The sequence below is a fragment of the Singulisphaera rosea genome (assembly GCF_054877945.1).
Genome location: NZ_JBTYIP020000028.1, coordinates 22,260 through 39,202, shown reverse-complemented (window position 1 = coordinate 39,202; position 16,943 = coordinate 22,260). Strand labels below are relative to the sequence as shown.

Below are 16,943 nucleotides of genomic sequence, written 5' to 3'. Positions count from 1 at the left end.
CGTCTGGGCAGGGTCGCCCCATTCTTCTTGGAAATTCAGAACAGCTCTTTGATCACCTGGCCTGTCGATCCGATCGAGATCGGCCGGCCGGAGTTGTTCTTGAAGCTGGTTTCGGGGTCGATCCCCAGTTGATGGTAGACGGTCACGAGCAGGTCCTGGGGCGTGACCGGCCGGTCCTTGGGGACCTCGCCTCGGGCGTTGGACGAGCCGACGATTCGGCCTCGGGCGAATCCGCCCCCGGCGACGAGGACGCTCATGACCTCGCCCCAGTGGTCGCGCCCGGGCTTCGGGTCGATCCCCGGCAACCCCTGGTTGATCCGGGGCGTCCGGCCGAACTCGCCCATGACGATCACGATGGTGGAGTCGAGCTGGCCCCGGAGGTCGAGGTCGTCGATCAGGGTCCCGACGGCGTTGTCCATATTTGGCAAGGCGGTCTTGGACCAGTCGACGAGGCTGGAGTGGACGTCCCAGCCGCTGAAGGTCAGCGTGACGAATCGGACGCCGGCCCCGACGAGTCGACGCGCGATGAGGGCGCTCTGCCCCCAACTGTTCCGCCCGTAGCGGTCGCGGAGTCTCGGGCTCTCCTTGCTGATGTCGAACGCCGCGCGGGCGGCCGGGCTCGTGACCATGGTGAAGGCGTCTTGCGAGAACTGGTCGAGGCCGTCCATCAGGCCTGACGAGTCCACATCCCGTCGGGTCTTGTCGAACGAGGCGAGGAGGCCGCGACGCTTGTCGATCCGCGAAAGGTCGACACCGGCCGGGGGCGCGAGGTTCGGGACCTGGTACGTGTCGGTGTTCGGGTCACCGTCCGCGGAGAACGGGTTGTGGGCCACCCCGAGATATGCGCCGCTATGGTAGCCGGGGACGAGGCCGACGGAGTGGGTGTTCGGGAGCCCGACATACGCGGGCATCCCCGGGACCTTCGCCCCCTTGAGCTTGGTGATGATCGACCCCGCCGAGGGGTACTGCGGGGCCAGGTCGACCGAGTTGGAACCGAGGTAGCCGGTGAGCATCCAGTGCGCCGCGGCGAAGTGGTCGCCCTGGTGGTGGTACATCGAACGGATGATGGTGGACTTGTCCATCACCCGCGCTTCGGCGGTCAGGTACTCCGAGAAATAAACTCCCGGCACCGACGTGGCGATCGGCTTGAACGGCCCTCGAAACTCGGCGGGGGCGTCGGGCTTGGGGTCATAAGTCTCGTGCTGGGGAGGGCCGCCGTCGAGCCAGACGAGGATGACGGAGAGGTCCTTGGGCCCGGCCTTGCCCGCCGCGTTCGCCGCCGCCTTGGCGCGGAGGACGTCGGAGAGGCCGAGGCCGGTGGTGCCGAGCACACCCGCCTTGAGGAACGAGCGACGACTCAGGCCGTCGCAACGCGTCGAGGACGGGCCGCCGATCAGTTCCAACATCGGGATGGCTCCTTTCACGTCCGCCCGAGGCACGCTCGACGAAGGGCTCCTAGCCCTCCCAATGGTCCCTCGGAAGGGGGAACAATCAATCGTTGAACTGAAACTCCTTGGCGTTGACGAGGGCCCAGATGATGTCCTCGAACGCTTCCTTCTTCTTGTCCGGGTGGGCGTCGAGGTGGGCGATGGCGCTGGCGGTTTCGCCGGTGGACGGGGACCGAGCGAAGGCCGACCAGAAGAGCTCTTCAACCTTGGGGGCGTCCGGGCCCGAGGCCTTGGAGAGGACCGACGCCCGGCTCTCGGCCGAGGCGAGCTTGCCCTGGACCTCGCTCGAGTTCAGGAGCATCAGGCTTTGCCCGAGGCTGGCGTCGCTGACCCGCTCGCACTCGCAAGGGGTGTCGCGCTTGGGCCGTCCGAAGGTGTCGAGGAAGGTCGAGGCGACGCTCTCGTCGGGCAACTCGATCGCTCGGGTCCCCGAGGGGAGCCCGTCGAAGGCCGTCGGTACGGCCGAGACTTGGGAGATCGCGTCGAGCAAAACTTCGGCCGCCATCCGCTTGGGATAGTGCCGGGCGAAGCTCTGCTTGTCCTTCGCGTTGTACTCGTTCGGGACGCTCGAGAGGCCGTAGACCCGGCTCTTGGCGATCGAGCGGATCAACTGCTTGAGGTCGTACCCACTCTTGACGAACTCGCCGGCGAGGGCGTCGAGGAGCTCGGGATTCGACGGCGGATTCGTCTGCCGGAGGTCGTCCAGCGGCTCGGCAACGCCTCGACCGAAGAAGTGGGCCCAGTAGCGGTTGACGAGCGCCCTGGCGAAGAACGGGTTCTTCGGGTCGGCCATCCAGTCGACGAGCTTCTGCCGAGGGTCGGCCGAGGCCGAGACCGGGATCACCTCGCTGCCGAGCCCCTTGGGCGACATCACCTGCCCCGTCTTGGGGTTCGACACCGCTCCGGATCGGGCGTTGAAGATCACTTCGTCGTCGGAACCGTTGCGCTGGGCGTGCATCGACGGCTTGCGCCCGACCCTCGCGAAGAAGGCGGCGAATCCGTAGTAGTCGTTCTGGCTCCAGGTCTCGAACGGGTGGTGATGGCACTTGGCGCACTGGAGCCGCATGCCGAGGAAGACCTGGGCCGTGTCGTCGACGAATGCGTCGGTCGCCTTGATCCGACGATACCACTGGACCGGCGGCGACGACTCGGGGGTGCCGCTCGCCGCGAGGATTGCCCGGACGAACTGGTCGTACGGGGTGTTCTTCGACAGGTTCTCGCGGATCCAGTCATAGAACGAGTACGTCCCGCGCTGATAGGTCGGCTTGCCCTCACGCTTGTTTCGGAGGACGTCGGCCCACTTGATCGCGAAGAACGAGGCATACTCGGGTCGATCCACGAGCCGATCGACAAGCGTGTCCCGCTTGTTCGCCGACGGGTCGGCCACGAACGCCTTGACCTCTTCGGCCTTCGGGAGCGTGCCGATGATGTCGAGCGAGGCACGCCGGATGAACTCGGCGTCGGTGCAGGGCTCCGACGGGACGATCCCGAGCGCCTTCCACTGGTTCTTCACCGCGAGGTCGATCACGTTGGTCGCGGGGAACTCGGTGGTTTCCTTGATCGGCACGCCGAGCGGCACCGTCGCGCGAAAGACGGCGACTTGTCCCTGATATCGTGCCATGATCGCCGCCTGCCCGGAGAGGGTCCTCGAGTCGACCAACCCCCCTTCGGCCACCTCCGCGACGTCGTTGTCATTCGACTGGTACTGGGCCCATCGGGTGACGTCTTCGGTGTGGCCGTCGGTGTAGTGGGCCGTCACGACGACCTGTTGCTTCGACCCGCGGGCCATGACCCGGGAGTCGGGGAAGATCTCGATCCGGGCGACGGTCGGGTCGGTCTCCTTGCCGTAGGGCATCCCCGCCGCGATCCAGCGCTCGACGAGCCGGTACTCCTGCGAGTCCGGCTCCATGCGGCGCCCACCGCCGTGGGGCATCTTGGCCGTGCCCTTCAGGAGCAGCAAGCTCTGGGAAGGGACCGTCGGGAAGAGCCGTCGTCCGCGGCCTTCCTTGACGAGTGTTTCGTAATCGAGCCAGGGCTCGAACCCGAGCAGGCTGAGCCGGAACCCGTTCTGGCCACCGGACTTACCGTGGCAACCTCCGGAGTTGCACCCGAGCTTCGTGAAGATCGGGACGACCTGATTCGAGAAGTTCACGGGGACGCCCGAGGCGAAGTCGGTCACCGTGATCTCGATCTTGGCCTCGGCCCCTCCCGAGCGGACCGTGATCGTCGTCGAACCGTCTCCTTTGGCCGAGATCATCCCGTCAAGGGCCACGGCCGCCACCTTGGGGTCGGCTGAGACATACTCGGCCCGACCGGTGACGTCGTGCGCCGAACTCCCGGCCTTCGACGATTCGACGGCCAGTTGCTGCACGGAGTCGGGACCGCGCAACACCGCCTTGGGAGGTACGATCCGCAAGGTCGCCGGCCCCGCCTCCGCGCCCTGCGGTGCCTCGGCCCTCACCATCGAGGTGCCCGAGAGGCTGAGCGTAAAGAGCACGATCCGGCTCGTCCACGTCAGGGACGTCTTTGACCACGGCCTCACCATCGCCGTGAGCGCTCGTCGCATCATTCGTATCTCCTGCGGCTGCGGCGCACCCCAATTTCAGGCGGGTCTTCACGGCAACTTTAACTTCGAGACCCCCAAGTGACAACCTTTTTGTTGAATATTTTTTCACCAACGGTTGCGCGTTGAACTGTTGGAAACTCGCGGGGACTGGTTTGGGGTGCCTGAACATAATCATGTCATTGACGTCGAGTTGAGACCTCTGCTTTTGGTGAGATCACTGCAGAACCCGGTTGGTTCATGTGGGGAAGTCGTTGAAGGGATAAGGCTTGGGGCAGATGTTCAGGGCAACTCAGGGGCGAGCTGTGGCTCGACTTCATCGAACCGATCCGCCAGTCTCAGGAAGTCATCGCCCCACCCGCTGCTGAGACTGACTTCTTGGATCGGGCCGGTCGGTGCGAAGAGGACGGAGACCTGGCTTCGATTCGGAAGGGCGCCGAATTGGAGGAGGCCGAGTAGTCCGTCGATCTCGCGAAGGGCCTCCTCGGCATCTCGCCATGAGGACCAGGCAAACTCATTTCCGGGGAGGGTGAGGAATGCCCTGGCTTCTTCGAGGATCGCAATCAATTCTCGGGCGGGGTCCATCCTATGTCGATCCCCCGGCGCTTCGGCAACGTGGGCTGTAGGCTCGGAGCACGATCTTGGCGGCAAGCCCTCACTCGGGCGGAGGCGGGTCGGGAGTGACGGGGAGCCAGGGATAGCGCTTGGCGAAGACGTACTTCGCGCGGAGGTTGGCGTAGTAATTCTGCCAAACCTGGGCCTGAGTGGACTCGGACCTCGGTCGACTCGGCGACGCGGCCCCCGCTCGTTCCCAGGCGGCCATGTCCAACTCGCGAACTTTCCGGGTGAACAAATTCTTTCGTGACTCGAGGAGGCTCACGGTCGCCAGGATCATGGCCGCGCCGGCGACCAGCATCATGATCCGCTGGGTTGAGAACCTTGGAAATCGCATGAGCCTGGTTTTCAGGGACCCGGTTGGCGGAGCGCCCGACGACTTTACGCCACGTCGGGAGTTCCGCGAAACCCCGACATCGACGAAAGTCGCCCGTCGTCCTGTGCGAGCAATGATGCCGATCTCGTACCATTCGAACAACTAAACACGCACGCCCCTCGAATGCTATAAACAACCTCTCGAGGGAGACGATTTCCTCGGGGACGTTCCCGGCTCTCCTCACCGTCCCGCCTAGGTCGAAAGAAGTCGTTTGCATCCCCTCGTAATGCGCGGAGGCGACCCTCCTGAGCAGGATCGTCATTCGACGTTTGCCGGTCGACCTGCCCAACACGCTGGAATGAGGAAAGGAATCGCGGGCGAACTCGGAGGAATGACTGGCGAGCTTATCGGGATCCGGAGGTCGTCTGGAACGCCGACGGATTGTCACTCGTGAGACACGGGAGAGAGTATCATCCATTGCCACGGGGACGATCGAAATCTCACCTGTGCAAGGTCGGATTTACCAATCTTTACCGTGGCTGCCTGCCCGGATTTTGTCGTTGTCCTCCGCTCAGGACGAGTTGAATCCGTGGTTTGACCCCGAGTCATTCGGGCCATCCTCCCGTTTCCGAGCTTCGCTCTTGGGTCATGGACGCCTCGTGCCGATTGCCACGCACACGGGAACTGCTCGACTTTCGAGCGGGCCGAGTGGTCCCGAGGGTCGAGAACAAAACGGCCAGGAGCAAGCGGGCCTTCGAAAAGTCGGGGGCACGGTCTGGACGCGAGGGCTCGGGGGACTTAATGTAGGTATGGTCTGCCCTGACCGGGTAGCTCAGTCGGTAGAGCAACGGACTTCCGAGAGATCTGCAGAAGATCATGGAGCCTCGCGCGGGAAGAACCCGAACCGCGACGAGTGGATGCCGCAGTTTGCTGGAACGCCCTGAGAGCCCTCGCCACCACAACGTCGCCGGTAACGGCAAGCGTGACGGTTTGAAAAGGTGGGGGATTGGGTAATCAGCAGGCAAGGGACCGGCGGATCGTCGGCCCCAGCCCCAGAGACTAGACGCGGCACGCCTGCGATGGCGATGGGATAGTCCAGACTAGCAACGCCCGAACCAGTCAGTCGTCGCGACAGGGGTTCGGGGGGTCGGCGAAAGCCGATGCGGTACGTTAATCCGTTGGTCGAGGGTTCGAGCCCCTCCCCGGTCACTGACAACGAGACTTGCCAGCACGCCACCTCGACCCCCTCCCGGGTCGGGGAGCGAATGCGGGCCGAGTGCCTGGACGAGGCCATTCGGCCCACCTATGATCGGTCCCGCCGGTTGGCTCGCCCGAAGATCGACGGCGAATCCTCGGTTCGTCGCCCCGAACCTTTGAGGGCACCCCGAGGATCCTTTGGGGTGGACCGAGCCCGATCCAACGGGTTCATCTCGCTCGGGGTTCTCCTCGCTCAGGGTTCTCCGCCGAGCTTGAACCGAAGGGGCGGAAGTCGCCTCCGGATTTTCGCCTTCGCCATCGAAACCGGGATGTGACCCGAAGCCTTCGGGCCTGGTCGCGTGCCCTATGACTCGCGGGGTCTCGTCGGCCGCATGAAAACTGTTTTACGTGAAATCAAGAATACGATCCTCATCGTCGTGGGCATCCTCTCGGCCGGGATGGGCCTGGAAGGGTTCCTCCTGTCGAGCCACTTCATCGACGGCGGCGTCACCGGCGTCTCGATGTTGCTCGCGAAGATCCTGGGGATCTCCCTCCCGGTCCTGATCCTGGTCATCAACCTCCCATTCATTGCGCTAGGCTATCGCCAGATCGGCCGGGCGTTTGCGATCCGCAGCTCCCTGGCGATCCTGGGGCTCTCGATCTGCCTGGCGACGGTCCATTTCCCCGACGTCACCCCCGATCGGCTCCTGACCGCGGTCTTCGGCGGATTCTTCATCGGCGGTGGGATGGGCCTGGCGATGCGGGGCGGCGCGGTGCTCGATGGCACGGACATCGCGGCGCTCTTGATCAGCAAGCGGAGCCACCTGTTCCGGGTCGGTGACATCATCCTCGGGCTGAACATCGTCATCTTCTTGACCGCCGCCTTCTTCCTGGGCGTCGAGTCGTCGCTCTACTCGATCCTGACCTACGTCGCGGCGTCGAGGACGCTCGACTTCCTGCTCCACGGCATCGAGCAGTTCAACGCGATCACGATCATCTCGGAGCAGAACGACGCCATCCGGCAGGCGATCACGGGGACGCTCGGGCGAGGTGTGACCATCTATAAAGGACGGGGAGGGATGAGGGGGACCGAGCAAGAGATCCTCTTCTGCGTCGTGACCCGCCTCGAGATCGGCAAGGTCATGGACATCGCCCAGGGGATCGACAAGGGGGCGTTCGTCATCGTCTTCCCCCTGGCCGATGCCAAGGGGGGCGTCCTCAAGCGGAGCGCGCACCACTAACCGAGCGTCCCGGACGCGGCCGGCTCCAGAATCCCAGGGGTTCGGCCGGGTTCGGGGACCGTCGCGGAGCGAGTTGGGCGCGGACGTCTCGGTTAGTCTGGGGTAAGGCGAGGTCGCGGCGAGACCGATCTCCCCTGTCCGCGAACTTCCCCGGATCACTCGTCTCGGCCGGTCTTGGTCGTCTTCCGGCTTCGAGATTTCGCCCCCTTGGCGGAGGCCGAGGTGTGGCTCGTGACGGTTGCCAGTAACTCCGCGAGCCGCTTGGCGGCCTCGCCCTGCCCTCGCGAAAGCTCGGCCATTTCCGCGAAGCTGAGCTGTGGGTCGGGAAACGGGAGTCGCCCTTCCGCTTCCCAGGCGGTGGCGAGCAGTGTATACGACTTGTCCTTCTGCTGGACCTTGACGGCGCAGCGGGTGAGCAACTCGAGCTCGCGATAGAAGGTTCGCAGGCCGATCCGCAGCTCCGCGAGGACGGCATCCCGGCTCCGGGGGCGCTCGGCGAGGAACATCACGAGGCGGTGCAGCCGCGCAGCGCGAGCCAGGGTGATATGAACGGCGGGGCGTCGTCGACGACTCGATGCGGCTTTCATGGCGGCGCTTCCTCGACGAGGCCTCGAGTCCCCCGAGTCGGCGGGGTGCCCGCGTCCTCGCTCTGACGATGCAGAGGGGGCGTACTCCGTACCGGGATCGTCTCCCGGCGTGATTGAGATGTCGTAGCGATTGTGTCGATTGGAACGATTTTGCGGATTCTCTCAAGCGAACGGATTCGGCTGCCGATTATGAGGAAAGGCCAACGGAATTGCCAGGGCACGGGCGAGAGCGCGAATGGGTGCGCTTCCCTTGCCGGTCGCTCGGGCCGGTCTGCCCCTTGTGCATTGGGAGTCAGGTCAATGCCGACGCGGAAAAGCTCGCCACGGAATCGGGCCCTCAAGCCCTCGGCGGAAGGCCTGGAAGATCGCCGACTGCTCACCGGATCGGTGTCCGGGGTCGACATCGATGGAGACACTTGGACTCTCCGTTTGATCGGTCCTGGTTCGATCGGGGTCACCAAGCAGAACGGAGCGGATCTCAGCTCCCCGTCGGAAATCGACACGATCACGATCGGGGGTACGAACCCTCTGAGCAGCCGCCTCATCGGCACCGTGCACAAGGGTGCCAGCGGTGATGGCAAGGTCTTCTTCCAGAATCTCGTCGAACTACCGAATCATTCCGACAGTCGAGGGGGGAACGGGCCGCTGGCGATCAGCATCCCCGGCTTCTGGCTCGGGAACACGACCCCGGCCGGCTCGAGCACGACCGCCCCGAGCGCCCCGTCGATCAGCGTTCCCGACGGCGTGGCGACCCTCCAGTTCGGCGGCGTCGACACGACGCACAACCTGCCGAGCACGCCCACGAGCACGACCGCGAGCACTGAGACCGATATCACGCTGGGAGCCCCCCAGTACGGCGGGACGCGGATCATCCTCGACAAGGTGATCAGCAGCGCCCAAACCGCGCTCTCCCCCACGGGCTCGTCGACGGCGACCTCGACCTTCCAGAATGCCGTGGTCTTCGCCGTGTCGGGTCGAATCGACCTGTTCCAGGCGAACGAGATCGACGGCAACTCCGCGACCCCGCCCGGACAGTTCTCCAACGTCGTCTCCAACGCGACCGGGTTCGGCGGGACCTGGGTCGTCTCCGGCACGACCGGGACCAGCCCCTTCCTCAACGTCGCAGGGCTGAGCGGGTCTGTCACCGGCTCGATCGGCGACCTCCGGGTCGGCGGGAACGCCACGAACCTCTCGGTCGCGGTCTTCGACTCCACGGGCACGAACGCGGCGAGGATCAGCAACTTCTCGATCGGCGGCGAGACGAGCAACGTCCTGGCCGTCGCCCCGAACGGCTCGCGCAACTTCTACTTCGGGCATGGCATGGACCAGGTCCAGATTTATAGTCACATCATCAACAACATTCAGGCCAATCGTGGGGCCATCGACTCGACGGTCGTCTCGGACAGCACGATCAGCCGGCTCCAACTGGGCGGTGACGTCCAGGGTTCGACGTTCTTGACGGGATACGCACAGAGTTACTCGACCATCTTCAGTGATGTGACAGGTCAGGCGTCGATCAATACCTTCTCGACGACTCCCCAGCCGGTGGCCGCACCGTTGCCGACCGGGGCCCAGGCCGGCGGCGGCATGACCGTGCTCGTCGCGGGCGACGTCACCAACTCGGTCTTCGCGGCCTCCGTCCAGCCCGTCGGCCAGGACAGCAACAACAATCTCATCTTCGGAGACGGCGACCTCACGCTGCCGCTCGGCCGGATCAACGCCAAGATCGAGGGCACCGTCAACAACAGTGCCATCGTCAACGGGCCGAGCACGCAGGCGGTCTTCGCCAAGGAAGTCAAGAGTGCCAAGGGCCCCGTCACTCCGCCGAACGTGCCCCAAGAGCCGTACGTCGGGCCGGAGAGGCCGATTCGACTCGCGGGCGTGCGGAATCGGAGCAAAGTCCTCAAGAACCAGAACAACTAAAGACGCCCTCCGCGCGATCTAGTCTAGCTATGAGACCCCCTCGGAATCCTTCACGTAAGAAGGAGGCACCGAGGGGGTTTTCGGTTACAGCCCAGGACCGGAATCGCCCCGGGACGCCCCTCGACGGTCGCGGGGCGCGCACCCGGACCTACGCCCCGGCACGTTCACGTTTCGGTGGACGCGGCCGGGGGAATATGGGCCAAGGCCGGCCGGCTCCGCCGTTGCGGAGTCTCAGCCGTCTTCCATCCGTTCGGATTCTCACCCCGGAGGGCGACACGCTCGTCTCAATCTCGAGACGCGCGCAGGGCCCGATCGGCGATGTCACGACGATACCAGCCGCCGGTGAATCGGATCGAGCGCACGGCCTCGTAGGCCTGGGCCTGGGCGTCCGCCAGGGTCGTCCCCAGGGCGGTGACGTCGAGCACTCGGCCGCCGTCGGTGACGATCCGGCCGTCCCGGCCGAGGGTCGGGTCGGCCCGGTGCATCGTCCCGGCGTGGAAGACCTTCACGTCGGCCATCCGGTCGGCTTCCTCGAGGTTGTTGATCACTCGGTCCCGCTCGTAGTGGCCCGGGTAGCCTTCGGAGGCCATGACCACGGTCACGGCTGGGCGGGGATCCCACTCGAGGTTGACCGTGTCGAGCCGCTCGTCGACGACCGCGTCGAGGACTTCGAACAAATCCGTTTTGAGCCGCATCAAGACGGCCTGGCACTCGGGGTCACCGAACCGGACGTTGAACTCGAGGACCTTCGGCCCCTGGTTCGTGAGCATGAGTCCCGCGTAGAGGACCCCTCGGAACGGCCGGCGTGCCCGCTTGAGCGCGTGGACGATCGGGACGAGGATCTCGCGTTCAACCTGCTCCATGAGCTCCGGCGTGACGATCGGCGCGGGGGAATAGGCCCCCATGCCGCCCGTGTTCGGCCCCTCGTCGTGGTCGAAGGCACGCTTGTGGTCCTGGCTCGACTCCAGCGGGATGATCGTCCGCCCGTCGGTCAGGGCGAGGATGCTCGTCTCCTGCCCGTCGAGCCGTTCCTCGAGGATCATGCGGTCGCCGGCCTTGCCGTAGATCCGGCGGACCATGATCTGGTCGATGGCGTCGAGCGCCTGGCGGAGGTTGTCGCAGACATAGACCCCCTTGCCGGCCGCGAGCCCGTCGGCCTTCAAGACCAGGCCGAGCGGACGACCGAGGACGTAGTCGCGTGCTTCGGCCGCCGTGTTGAACAGCCGTCGCTGGCTCCGCTCCTCGATCTCGACCTGGACGCCCGGCCCGAGCTGCTCGCGCGGGTCCATGATCCGGTCGATGGCCTCGAGGGTCTCCGCGGCGGTCCGGCAGAGGAGCGTGTGGCGGAGGGTCGAGCGCCCTTTCGAGCGGACGACGAGCGAGACCTCGCGCGAGAGGATGTAGTGCTCGGCGTCGGGGGCGGAGCGGAAGATCCGGTAGTCGGCCGTGGGGATGCCCGCCTGCCGCATGAGCTCCTTGGCGAAGACCTTGCTCCCCTCAAGCTCGGCGGCGTCCTTTCGCGGGCCGAAGACTCGCAGGCCCTCGCGCTGGAAGGCGTCGACAATCCCGTTCGTCAGGGGTTCTTCGGGGCCGACGACGGTCAGCCCGATCCCTTCCCGCTTCGCGAACTGGACGAGCGCGCGGATGTCCCCCGCTTCGATCGAGACGTTCTTCGCCTCGAGTGCGGTGCCTGCGTTGCCCGGGGCACAGAACACGGCCTTGACCCGGGGCGATTGTTTCAACTTCCAGCAGAGGGCATGCTCTCGCCCTCCCTTGCCGATCACGAGGACTTTCAACGCAACCACCTCATCAAGGATCTTCCGGCACGAACAGGGCGTCCCCATTCTAAAGGCGATTCGCCCGGCCGCACAGGGCCAAAAATCGCGACCCCGGGGCGATGTTGGAAAGTTTTCGGGCCCGATCGTATGATAGAACCCTTCCCAAAATGGGGGTACCCTTGAGCCGCGAACCCGACCGCCGCAGGTGGTGTCCTCGCAACCGGGCGCCGGGCCGAAGGGGCGCGGTCGAGGACCGTTCGGGACCGAATCAGCCGTACGAGGGGAGATCGCCGTGAAGCGCCTTGCCGTGGTCGGGGCCAGTGGGGCCGTGGGAGACGTGATGATCCGCTTGCTCGAGGAGCGGAAGTTCCCGATCGGCTCGATCAAATTCCTGGCCTCCGCGCGGAGCGCGGGCAAATCCCTCACGTTCGCCGGCGAGTCGTACCCGATCGAGCCGCTGACCCCCGAATCCTTCGAAGGTGTCGACATCGTCCTCTCGAGCACCCCGGCCTCGATCTCCCGAGAGTACAGCCCGATCGCCGCCAGGGCCGGCGCCGTGGTCGTCGACAACTCGAGCGCCTTCCGGATGGACCCAGACGTCCCCCTGGTCGTCCCCGAGGTCAACCCCGGCGACGTCGCCAAGCATCGCGGGATCATCGCCAACCCGAACTGCTCGACGATCCAGATGGTCGTCGCCCTCAAGCCCCTGCACGACGCCTTCCGGATCCGACGCGTGGTCGTCAGCACCTACCAGGCCGTCTCGGGCGCCGGACAGAAAGGGATCCACGAGCTCCGTGAACAGACCGAGGCCCAGGTGAACGGCCGCGAAGCCCCCGCGCCGTCGAAGTTCGCCCACCCGATCGCCTTCAACTGCATCCCGCAGATCGACGACTTCCTCCCGAGTGGCTACACGAAGGAGGAGATGAAGATGGTCCACGAGACCCGCAAGATCATGGGGGACGACTCGATCGACGTCTGCCCGACCTGCGTGCGGGTCCCGGTCCTGAACTGCCACAGCGAGTCGATCCTCATCGAGACGGAGCGTCCGATCACCCCCGACGCCGCCCGAGAGATCTGGGCCACTGCCCCCGGCCTTGTCGTCGTCGACGACCCCGTCGCTCGCGGCTACCCGCTGCCTGCCTCCGCCTCCAACCGCGACGAGGTCTTCGTCGGCCGGATCCGACAGGATCTCCAACGCCCCAACGCCCTGCTCTTCTGGTGCGTCAGCGACAACCTCCGCAAGGGGGCGGCCACCAACGCCGTCCAGATCGCCGAGGAACTGCTGAAGCTCGACCCGGTCCGGGCCTGAGCATCCTCCCTGAAACCCGGTTTTTTCTGCAAAACCGGGTTTCTGACCCAGTCAATGCGGACAACCCCCGGCGGGACGTCATCGCCTACTCTGACAGAAACCCGGGTTTTGAGAAAAAACCGGGTTTCGGGGCTGGCTCTGAACCTTCATGCGGAACATCAAGCTCCTCTTGAGCTATGACGGGACCGAGTTCTCCGGCTGGCAGCGCCAGGCGGACCGGCGTACGGTCCAGCAGGAGCTCGAGGAGGCCCTCGGACGACTCACCGGCGTCGAACCGTCGACGAACGCGAGCGGCCGCACCGACGCGGGCGTGCATGCCCTCGGCCAGGTCGTCCACTTCTATACGGCGTCTCGCCATCCACCCGAGGTCTTCGTCAAGGCCCTGAACGCCATGCTCCCCGAGGATGTGCGGATCAAGGGGGCCTGGGAGATGCCGCAGGCGTTCCACGCCACTCTCGACGCCAAGTCGAAGCTCTACCGTTACGTAATCGACAACGGAGTCATCGCCGACCCGTTCCAGAGGCGCTACAGCCACCACGTCTATCAGCCCCTCGACATCGAGGCGATGAACCGCGCCGCCCAGGCACTCAAGGGGCGACACGACTTTCACAGCTTCGAAACCCACTGGCCGAACCGCACGAGCAGCGTCCGGACGATCACCCACATCGCGGTGAGCCGGATGCTCGACTTCGTCTGGGTCGACGTCGAGGCGGACGGTTTCCTGTATAACATGGTCCGCTCGATCACCGGGACGCTCCTGATGGTCGGCAACGGTCGACGCCCCGAGAGTTGGGTCGCCGAGGCCCTCGTCGCCGAGGACCGCCGAGAGGCGGGGCCGACCGCCCCTCCGCAGGGGCTCTTCCTGGTCCGGGTCCGCTACGCGTCGTGATGTGAACACGCGACCGGATGCTCCCGTTGTCTCCCTCGCGAGTCACCGTCGATGAGAATTGTCCACGTCATCACCCGGCTGATCCTCGGGGGGGCCCAGGAGAACACCCTGCTGACGGTCGAGGGCCTGCACCATCACCATGGCGACGACGTCACGCTCATCGCCGGGCCGGCCGAAGGCCCGGAGGGAGAGCTCTTCGACCGGGCGAAGCGGCAAGGGCTGAAGATCGAGCTGATGCCGGAGCTCATCCGCGCCATCGATCCTCGGGTCGACTTTCGAGCGTATCGACGGCTCCGCGAATCGATCCGTCGCCTCCAGCCCGACGTGGTCCACACCCATAGCTCGAAGGCCGGGATTATCGGCCGGGCCGCGGGATGGCACGAGCGAGTCCCGGCGGTCGTCCACACAATCCACGGCCTGCCCTTCGGGCCTTCCGAGTCGCCGGCGAAGAATCGGCTCTATATCGCCCTCGAACGCTGGGCGGCGAAGCGTTGCCACGCGATCGTCAGCGTCTGCGACGCGATGACCGAGCAGGCCCTGGCCGAAAGGGTAGGCCGACCCGAACAGTTCTCGACGGTCTACAGCGGGATGGACGTCGAGTCCTTCCTGAACCCGCCGAGGCCCCGCGACGAGGTCCGTCGCGAGCTCGGTCTGGCCGACGACGAGGTCGCCTTCGGCACGGTCGCCCGGCTCTTCGAACGCAAGGGGCACGACGACATCCTCGCGATCGCCCCCGAGGTCCTCAAGGCGAACCCCAAGATCCGTTTCGTCTTCATCGGGGATGGCATACTCCGCGATCCCCTGATCGCCGAGGCCGAACGGCTGGGCGTCCGGCACGCCTTCCGTTTCGTCGGGCTGGTCCCGCCCGGACGGATCCCCGAACTGCTCGGCGCGATCGACGCGGTCGTGCACCCGAGCCTCCGCGAAGGGCTTGCCCGAGTGCTCCCGCAGTCGCTGCTCGTGGGCCGGCCGGTGATCAGCTACGACGTCGACGGAGCCCGCGAGGTCGTGCTCCCCGAGACCGGGATCTTGCTCAAGCCTCGAGACCTGCCGGCACTCTCGGCCGCGGTCCTCCGCCTGGCCGAAGACCCCGCGCGTCGCGAGGCGCTCGGCCAGGAAGGGCGGCGGCGGTTCGCGCATCAGTTCCGTCACGAGACGATGACGAGCGAGCTCCGCTCACTCTACGAGAGGCTTCTTGGGCGGCACGATGCCCGCTGATTGCCTGGCCCGCACCAGGATGAACTGGAGCGTCTCTTCCTGCCCGTTGTTCAGGTTGAGCCAGGTCAGGCGGTCGCGAAGCTCGACGTTGAGATAGGGCTTCTTCAGGAACTCCTTCAGCTCGTGCGGGAGCACCGCCGTGACGACGGTCCCCCGTTCGAGGACGAGGTCGTAGAGCTCATACCACTTGCGGATCGTCGGCAAGGGGTGCCCGAAGGCATAGATGGTGCTCGGCTCCTGGAACGAATGGAGGGCTGCCTGGGCGTTGAGATCCTTCGCGAGCGCCGCGAGCCGCTCGCCCACGTGCCGGGGTGCCCGATAGGGCTCCGCGGCGGGGAGGAGCCAGCCGCCCATGCCCAGCATGACGACACCCCAGGTCGCCACGAGCGAGATGACCGCACGTTCGGTGGCCCCGGAAAAGAGTCGCCAGACGGCTAGGGCCGTCCCCGACGTCATGACGACCGCGAGCGTGACGAGGGGCAGGCTGAGTGCCGAGTCCCGGCAAACGGCCCCCCCGACGAACGCGATCGACATGACGAAGCTCGTCCCGCCGAGGAGCCCGACCCCAAGCCGTCCGAGCGGCCAGAGTCTCAAGCTGAGCCCGCTCTCGGCCACCGCCACGACGAGCCAGGCCGCGAGGAGCGTGCAGCCGGGGATCGCGGGCAGGTAGTAGTGGACGAGCTTGGTCCGGACGCATTCGAGGAGGATGAGCGGGCCGATCATCCAGCCGAGCAGGAAGCCGTATTCCGGCCCCAATCGGCGACGAGTCCACGCCGCCAGGGCGGCTGCGGGCAGGAGCGCGGACCACGGGTGGAAGGTCCCGAAGATCGTGACGAGGTAGTAGCCGGGGAAGCCGTTGTGCTTCTCCATGCCCGAGGTAACCCGGTTGATCACCTGCTCGCCGACCGCGACTCGGAAGAAATCGCCGTGGGAAAGGAGTCCGACCGCCACGAACCAGGGGGCGGTCAGGAGCACGAACAGCGGCAGCCCCCAGCGCCAGTGGAGTCGTCCCCAGCATTCGCGAGGTCCGCCCCACCACCACGAGACGAGTCCCGCCGACGCGATGATGGCGATCCCGACCGGCCCTTTCGTCAGCGTGGCGAGGGCCAGCAAGACCCAGAAGGTCGCCGCGAGCCATCGCGAAGACCGTCGGGAAAGCTCCCAGAGGCAGACTTGTGCCCCCACGAGCCATAAGGTCAACGTGGCGTCGGTCGTCGCGAGCTTGGATTCGACGACCATGATCGGTGCGGTCGCGAGCATCAGGCCCGCGAGCCTCCCCGCGCGTTCGCCGAGCATCCGCCGGCCAAGGCTCCAGACGAGGAGGCAAGTCGCCGTCCCCGCGAAGGCCGAGACAAGCCGGGCGCCGAAGGGATTGTCTCCCCCGATGGCGTAGCCCGCCCGCATCAACCAGTAGATGAGGATAGGCTTTTGGTAACGCGGTTCGTCGTTAAAAGTCGGGTGGATCCAGTCGCCTCTCGCCTGCATCTCCCGGACGCAGCCGGCGTAGCGCGGCTCGTCGCGGTCCCATAGGCTCACCCTCCCGTTGCCCGCCAGGTTGAGCGTCAAGGCCAGGAGCCCGATGAAGAGGGGCTCCAGCAATCGTCGACTCGACCGGTTTTGCGTGGGGGGGGATGCCGAGGTTGGCGGCGTCGGTGACACGGTTCCCTCCGTGTGTCCAGGACGGTTCACTGCTTCGCTCGCCGCGACACTCCGGACGCGGTGGATTCGGCCGGGGAGTATAATGAAGTTCCCTAACCGCGAGGAGAGAGCTTTTGCGGGGATGAACCCCTTCGTTTCGGGCCGGCGCGATTCTCTCTCATCCCTGACTTCGGCTGACTGACGGGTCGTTCGAGGAGCGT

General features: G+C 65.8%; 12 protein-coding genes. 5 read left to right on the top strand and 7 right to left on the bottom strand.

Features of this window, described 5'->3' with window-relative positions; all coding sequences use genetic code 11:
• Positions 1-35: 35 nt before the first annotated feature.
• From ACYOEI_RS32260 to ACYOEI_RS32245, 4 genes are all read right to left on the bottom strand, one after another.
• Positions 36-1,406, bottom strand: a complete 1,371-nt coding sequence (locus tag ACYOEI_RS32260) for a DUF1501 domain-containing protein (RefSeq protein ID WP_462854029.1) — start codon at positions 1,404-1,406, stop codon at positions 36-38.
• An 85-nt stretch (positions 1,407-1,491) separates the two neighbouring features.
• On the bottom strand, positions 1,492-4,017 hold the full coding sequence (locus tag ACYOEI_RS32255) for a DUF1549 domain-containing protein (RefSeq protein WP_462854027.1): 2,526 nt from the start codon (positions 4,015-4,017) through the stop codon (positions 1,492-1,494).
• 276 nt (positions 4,018-4,293) lie between these two features.
• A complete protein-coding gene (locus ACYOEI_RS32250) occupies positions 4,294-4,596 on the bottom strand; it encodes a hypothetical protein (protein ID WP_462854026.1) in 303 nt (100 codons plus the stop codon).
• Positions 4,597-4,666: 70 nt separating this feature from the next.
• On the bottom strand, positions 4,667-4,963 hold the full coding sequence (locus ACYOEI_RS32245) for a hypothetical protein (protein WP_462854024.1): 297 nt from the start codon (positions 4,961-4,963) through the stop codon (positions 4,667-4,669).
• Between the two features lie 1,568 nt (positions 4,964-6,531).
• On the opposite strand from ACYOEI_RS32245, the gene ACYOEI_RS32240 reads away from it, so the two are divergent.
• The gene (locus tag ACYOEI_RS32240) at positions 6,532-7,380 is read left to right on the top strand and encodes a YitT family protein (protein WP_462854022.1); all 849 of its coding nucleotides are present in this window, start codon (positions 6,532-6,534) and stop codon (positions 7,378-7,380) included.
• A 155-nt stretch (positions 7,381-7,535) separates the two neighbouring features.
• On the opposite strand, the gene ACYOEI_RS32235 is transcribed toward ACYOEI_RS32240, so the two are convergent.
• On the bottom strand, positions 7,536-7,967 hold the full coding sequence (locus ACYOEI_RS32235; protein ID WP_462854019.1) for a hypothetical protein: 432 nt from the start codon (positions 7,965-7,967) through the stop codon (positions 7,536-7,538).
• Positions 7,968-8,267: 300 nt separating this feature from the next.
• On the opposite strand from ACYOEI_RS32235, the gene ACYOEI_RS32230 reads away from it, so the two are divergent.
• Positions 8,268-9,890: a hypothetical protein gene (locus ACYOEI_RS32230; protein WP_462854017.1), complete on the top strand. Its 1,623-nt coding sequence runs from the start codon at positions 8,268-8,270 to the stop codon at positions 9,888-9,890.
• Between the two features lie 284 nt (positions 9,891-10,174).
• On the opposite strand, the gene purD is transcribed toward ACYOEI_RS32230, so the two are convergent.
• Complete coding sequence (gene purD / locus ACYOEI_RS32225; RefSeq protein ID WP_462854149.1) at positions 10,175-11,686, bottom strand: phosphoribosylamine--glycine ligase; 1,512 nt, start codon at positions 11,684-11,686, stop codon at positions 10,175-10,177.
• A 274-nt stretch (positions 11,687-11,960) separates the two neighbouring features.
• Between purD and ACYOEI_RS32220 the strand changes: the two genes are divergently transcribed.
• The 3 genes from ACYOEI_RS32220 (at position 11,961) to ACYOEI_RS32210 (ending at position 15,084) form a co-directional block, all read left to right on the top strand.
• The gene (locus ACYOEI_RS32220) at positions 11,961-12,977 is read left to right on the top strand and encodes an aspartate-semialdehyde dehydrogenase (protein WP_462854016.1); all 1,017 of its coding nucleotides are present in this window, start codon (positions 11,961-11,963) and stop codon (positions 12,975-12,977) included.
• Positions 12,978-13,125: 148 nt separating this feature from the next.
• Entirely contained in the window at positions 13,126-13,866 is a 741-nt protein-coding gene (gene truA / locus ACYOEI_RS32215) for a tRNA pseudouridine(38-40) synthase TruA (RefSeq protein ID WP_462854014.1), read from the top strand.
• Between the two features lie 51 nt (positions 13,867-13,917).
• Positions 13,918-15,084, top strand: a complete 1,167-nt coding sequence (locus ACYOEI_RS32210; protein ID WP_462854013.1) for a glycosyltransferase family 4 protein — start codon at positions 13,918-13,920, stop codon at positions 15,082-15,084.
• Here ACYOEI_RS32210 and ACYOEI_RS32205 read toward each other — a convergent pair.
• A complete protein-coding gene (locus ACYOEI_RS32205) occupies positions 15,043-16,683 on the bottom strand; it encodes an ArnT family glycosyltransferase (protein WP_462854011.1) in 1,641 nt (546 codons plus the stop codon). The two genes, ACYOEI_RS32210 and ACYOEI_RS32205, sit on opposite strands and share 42 nt — an antisense overlap.
• Positions 16,684-16,943: the final 260 nt, after the last annotated feature.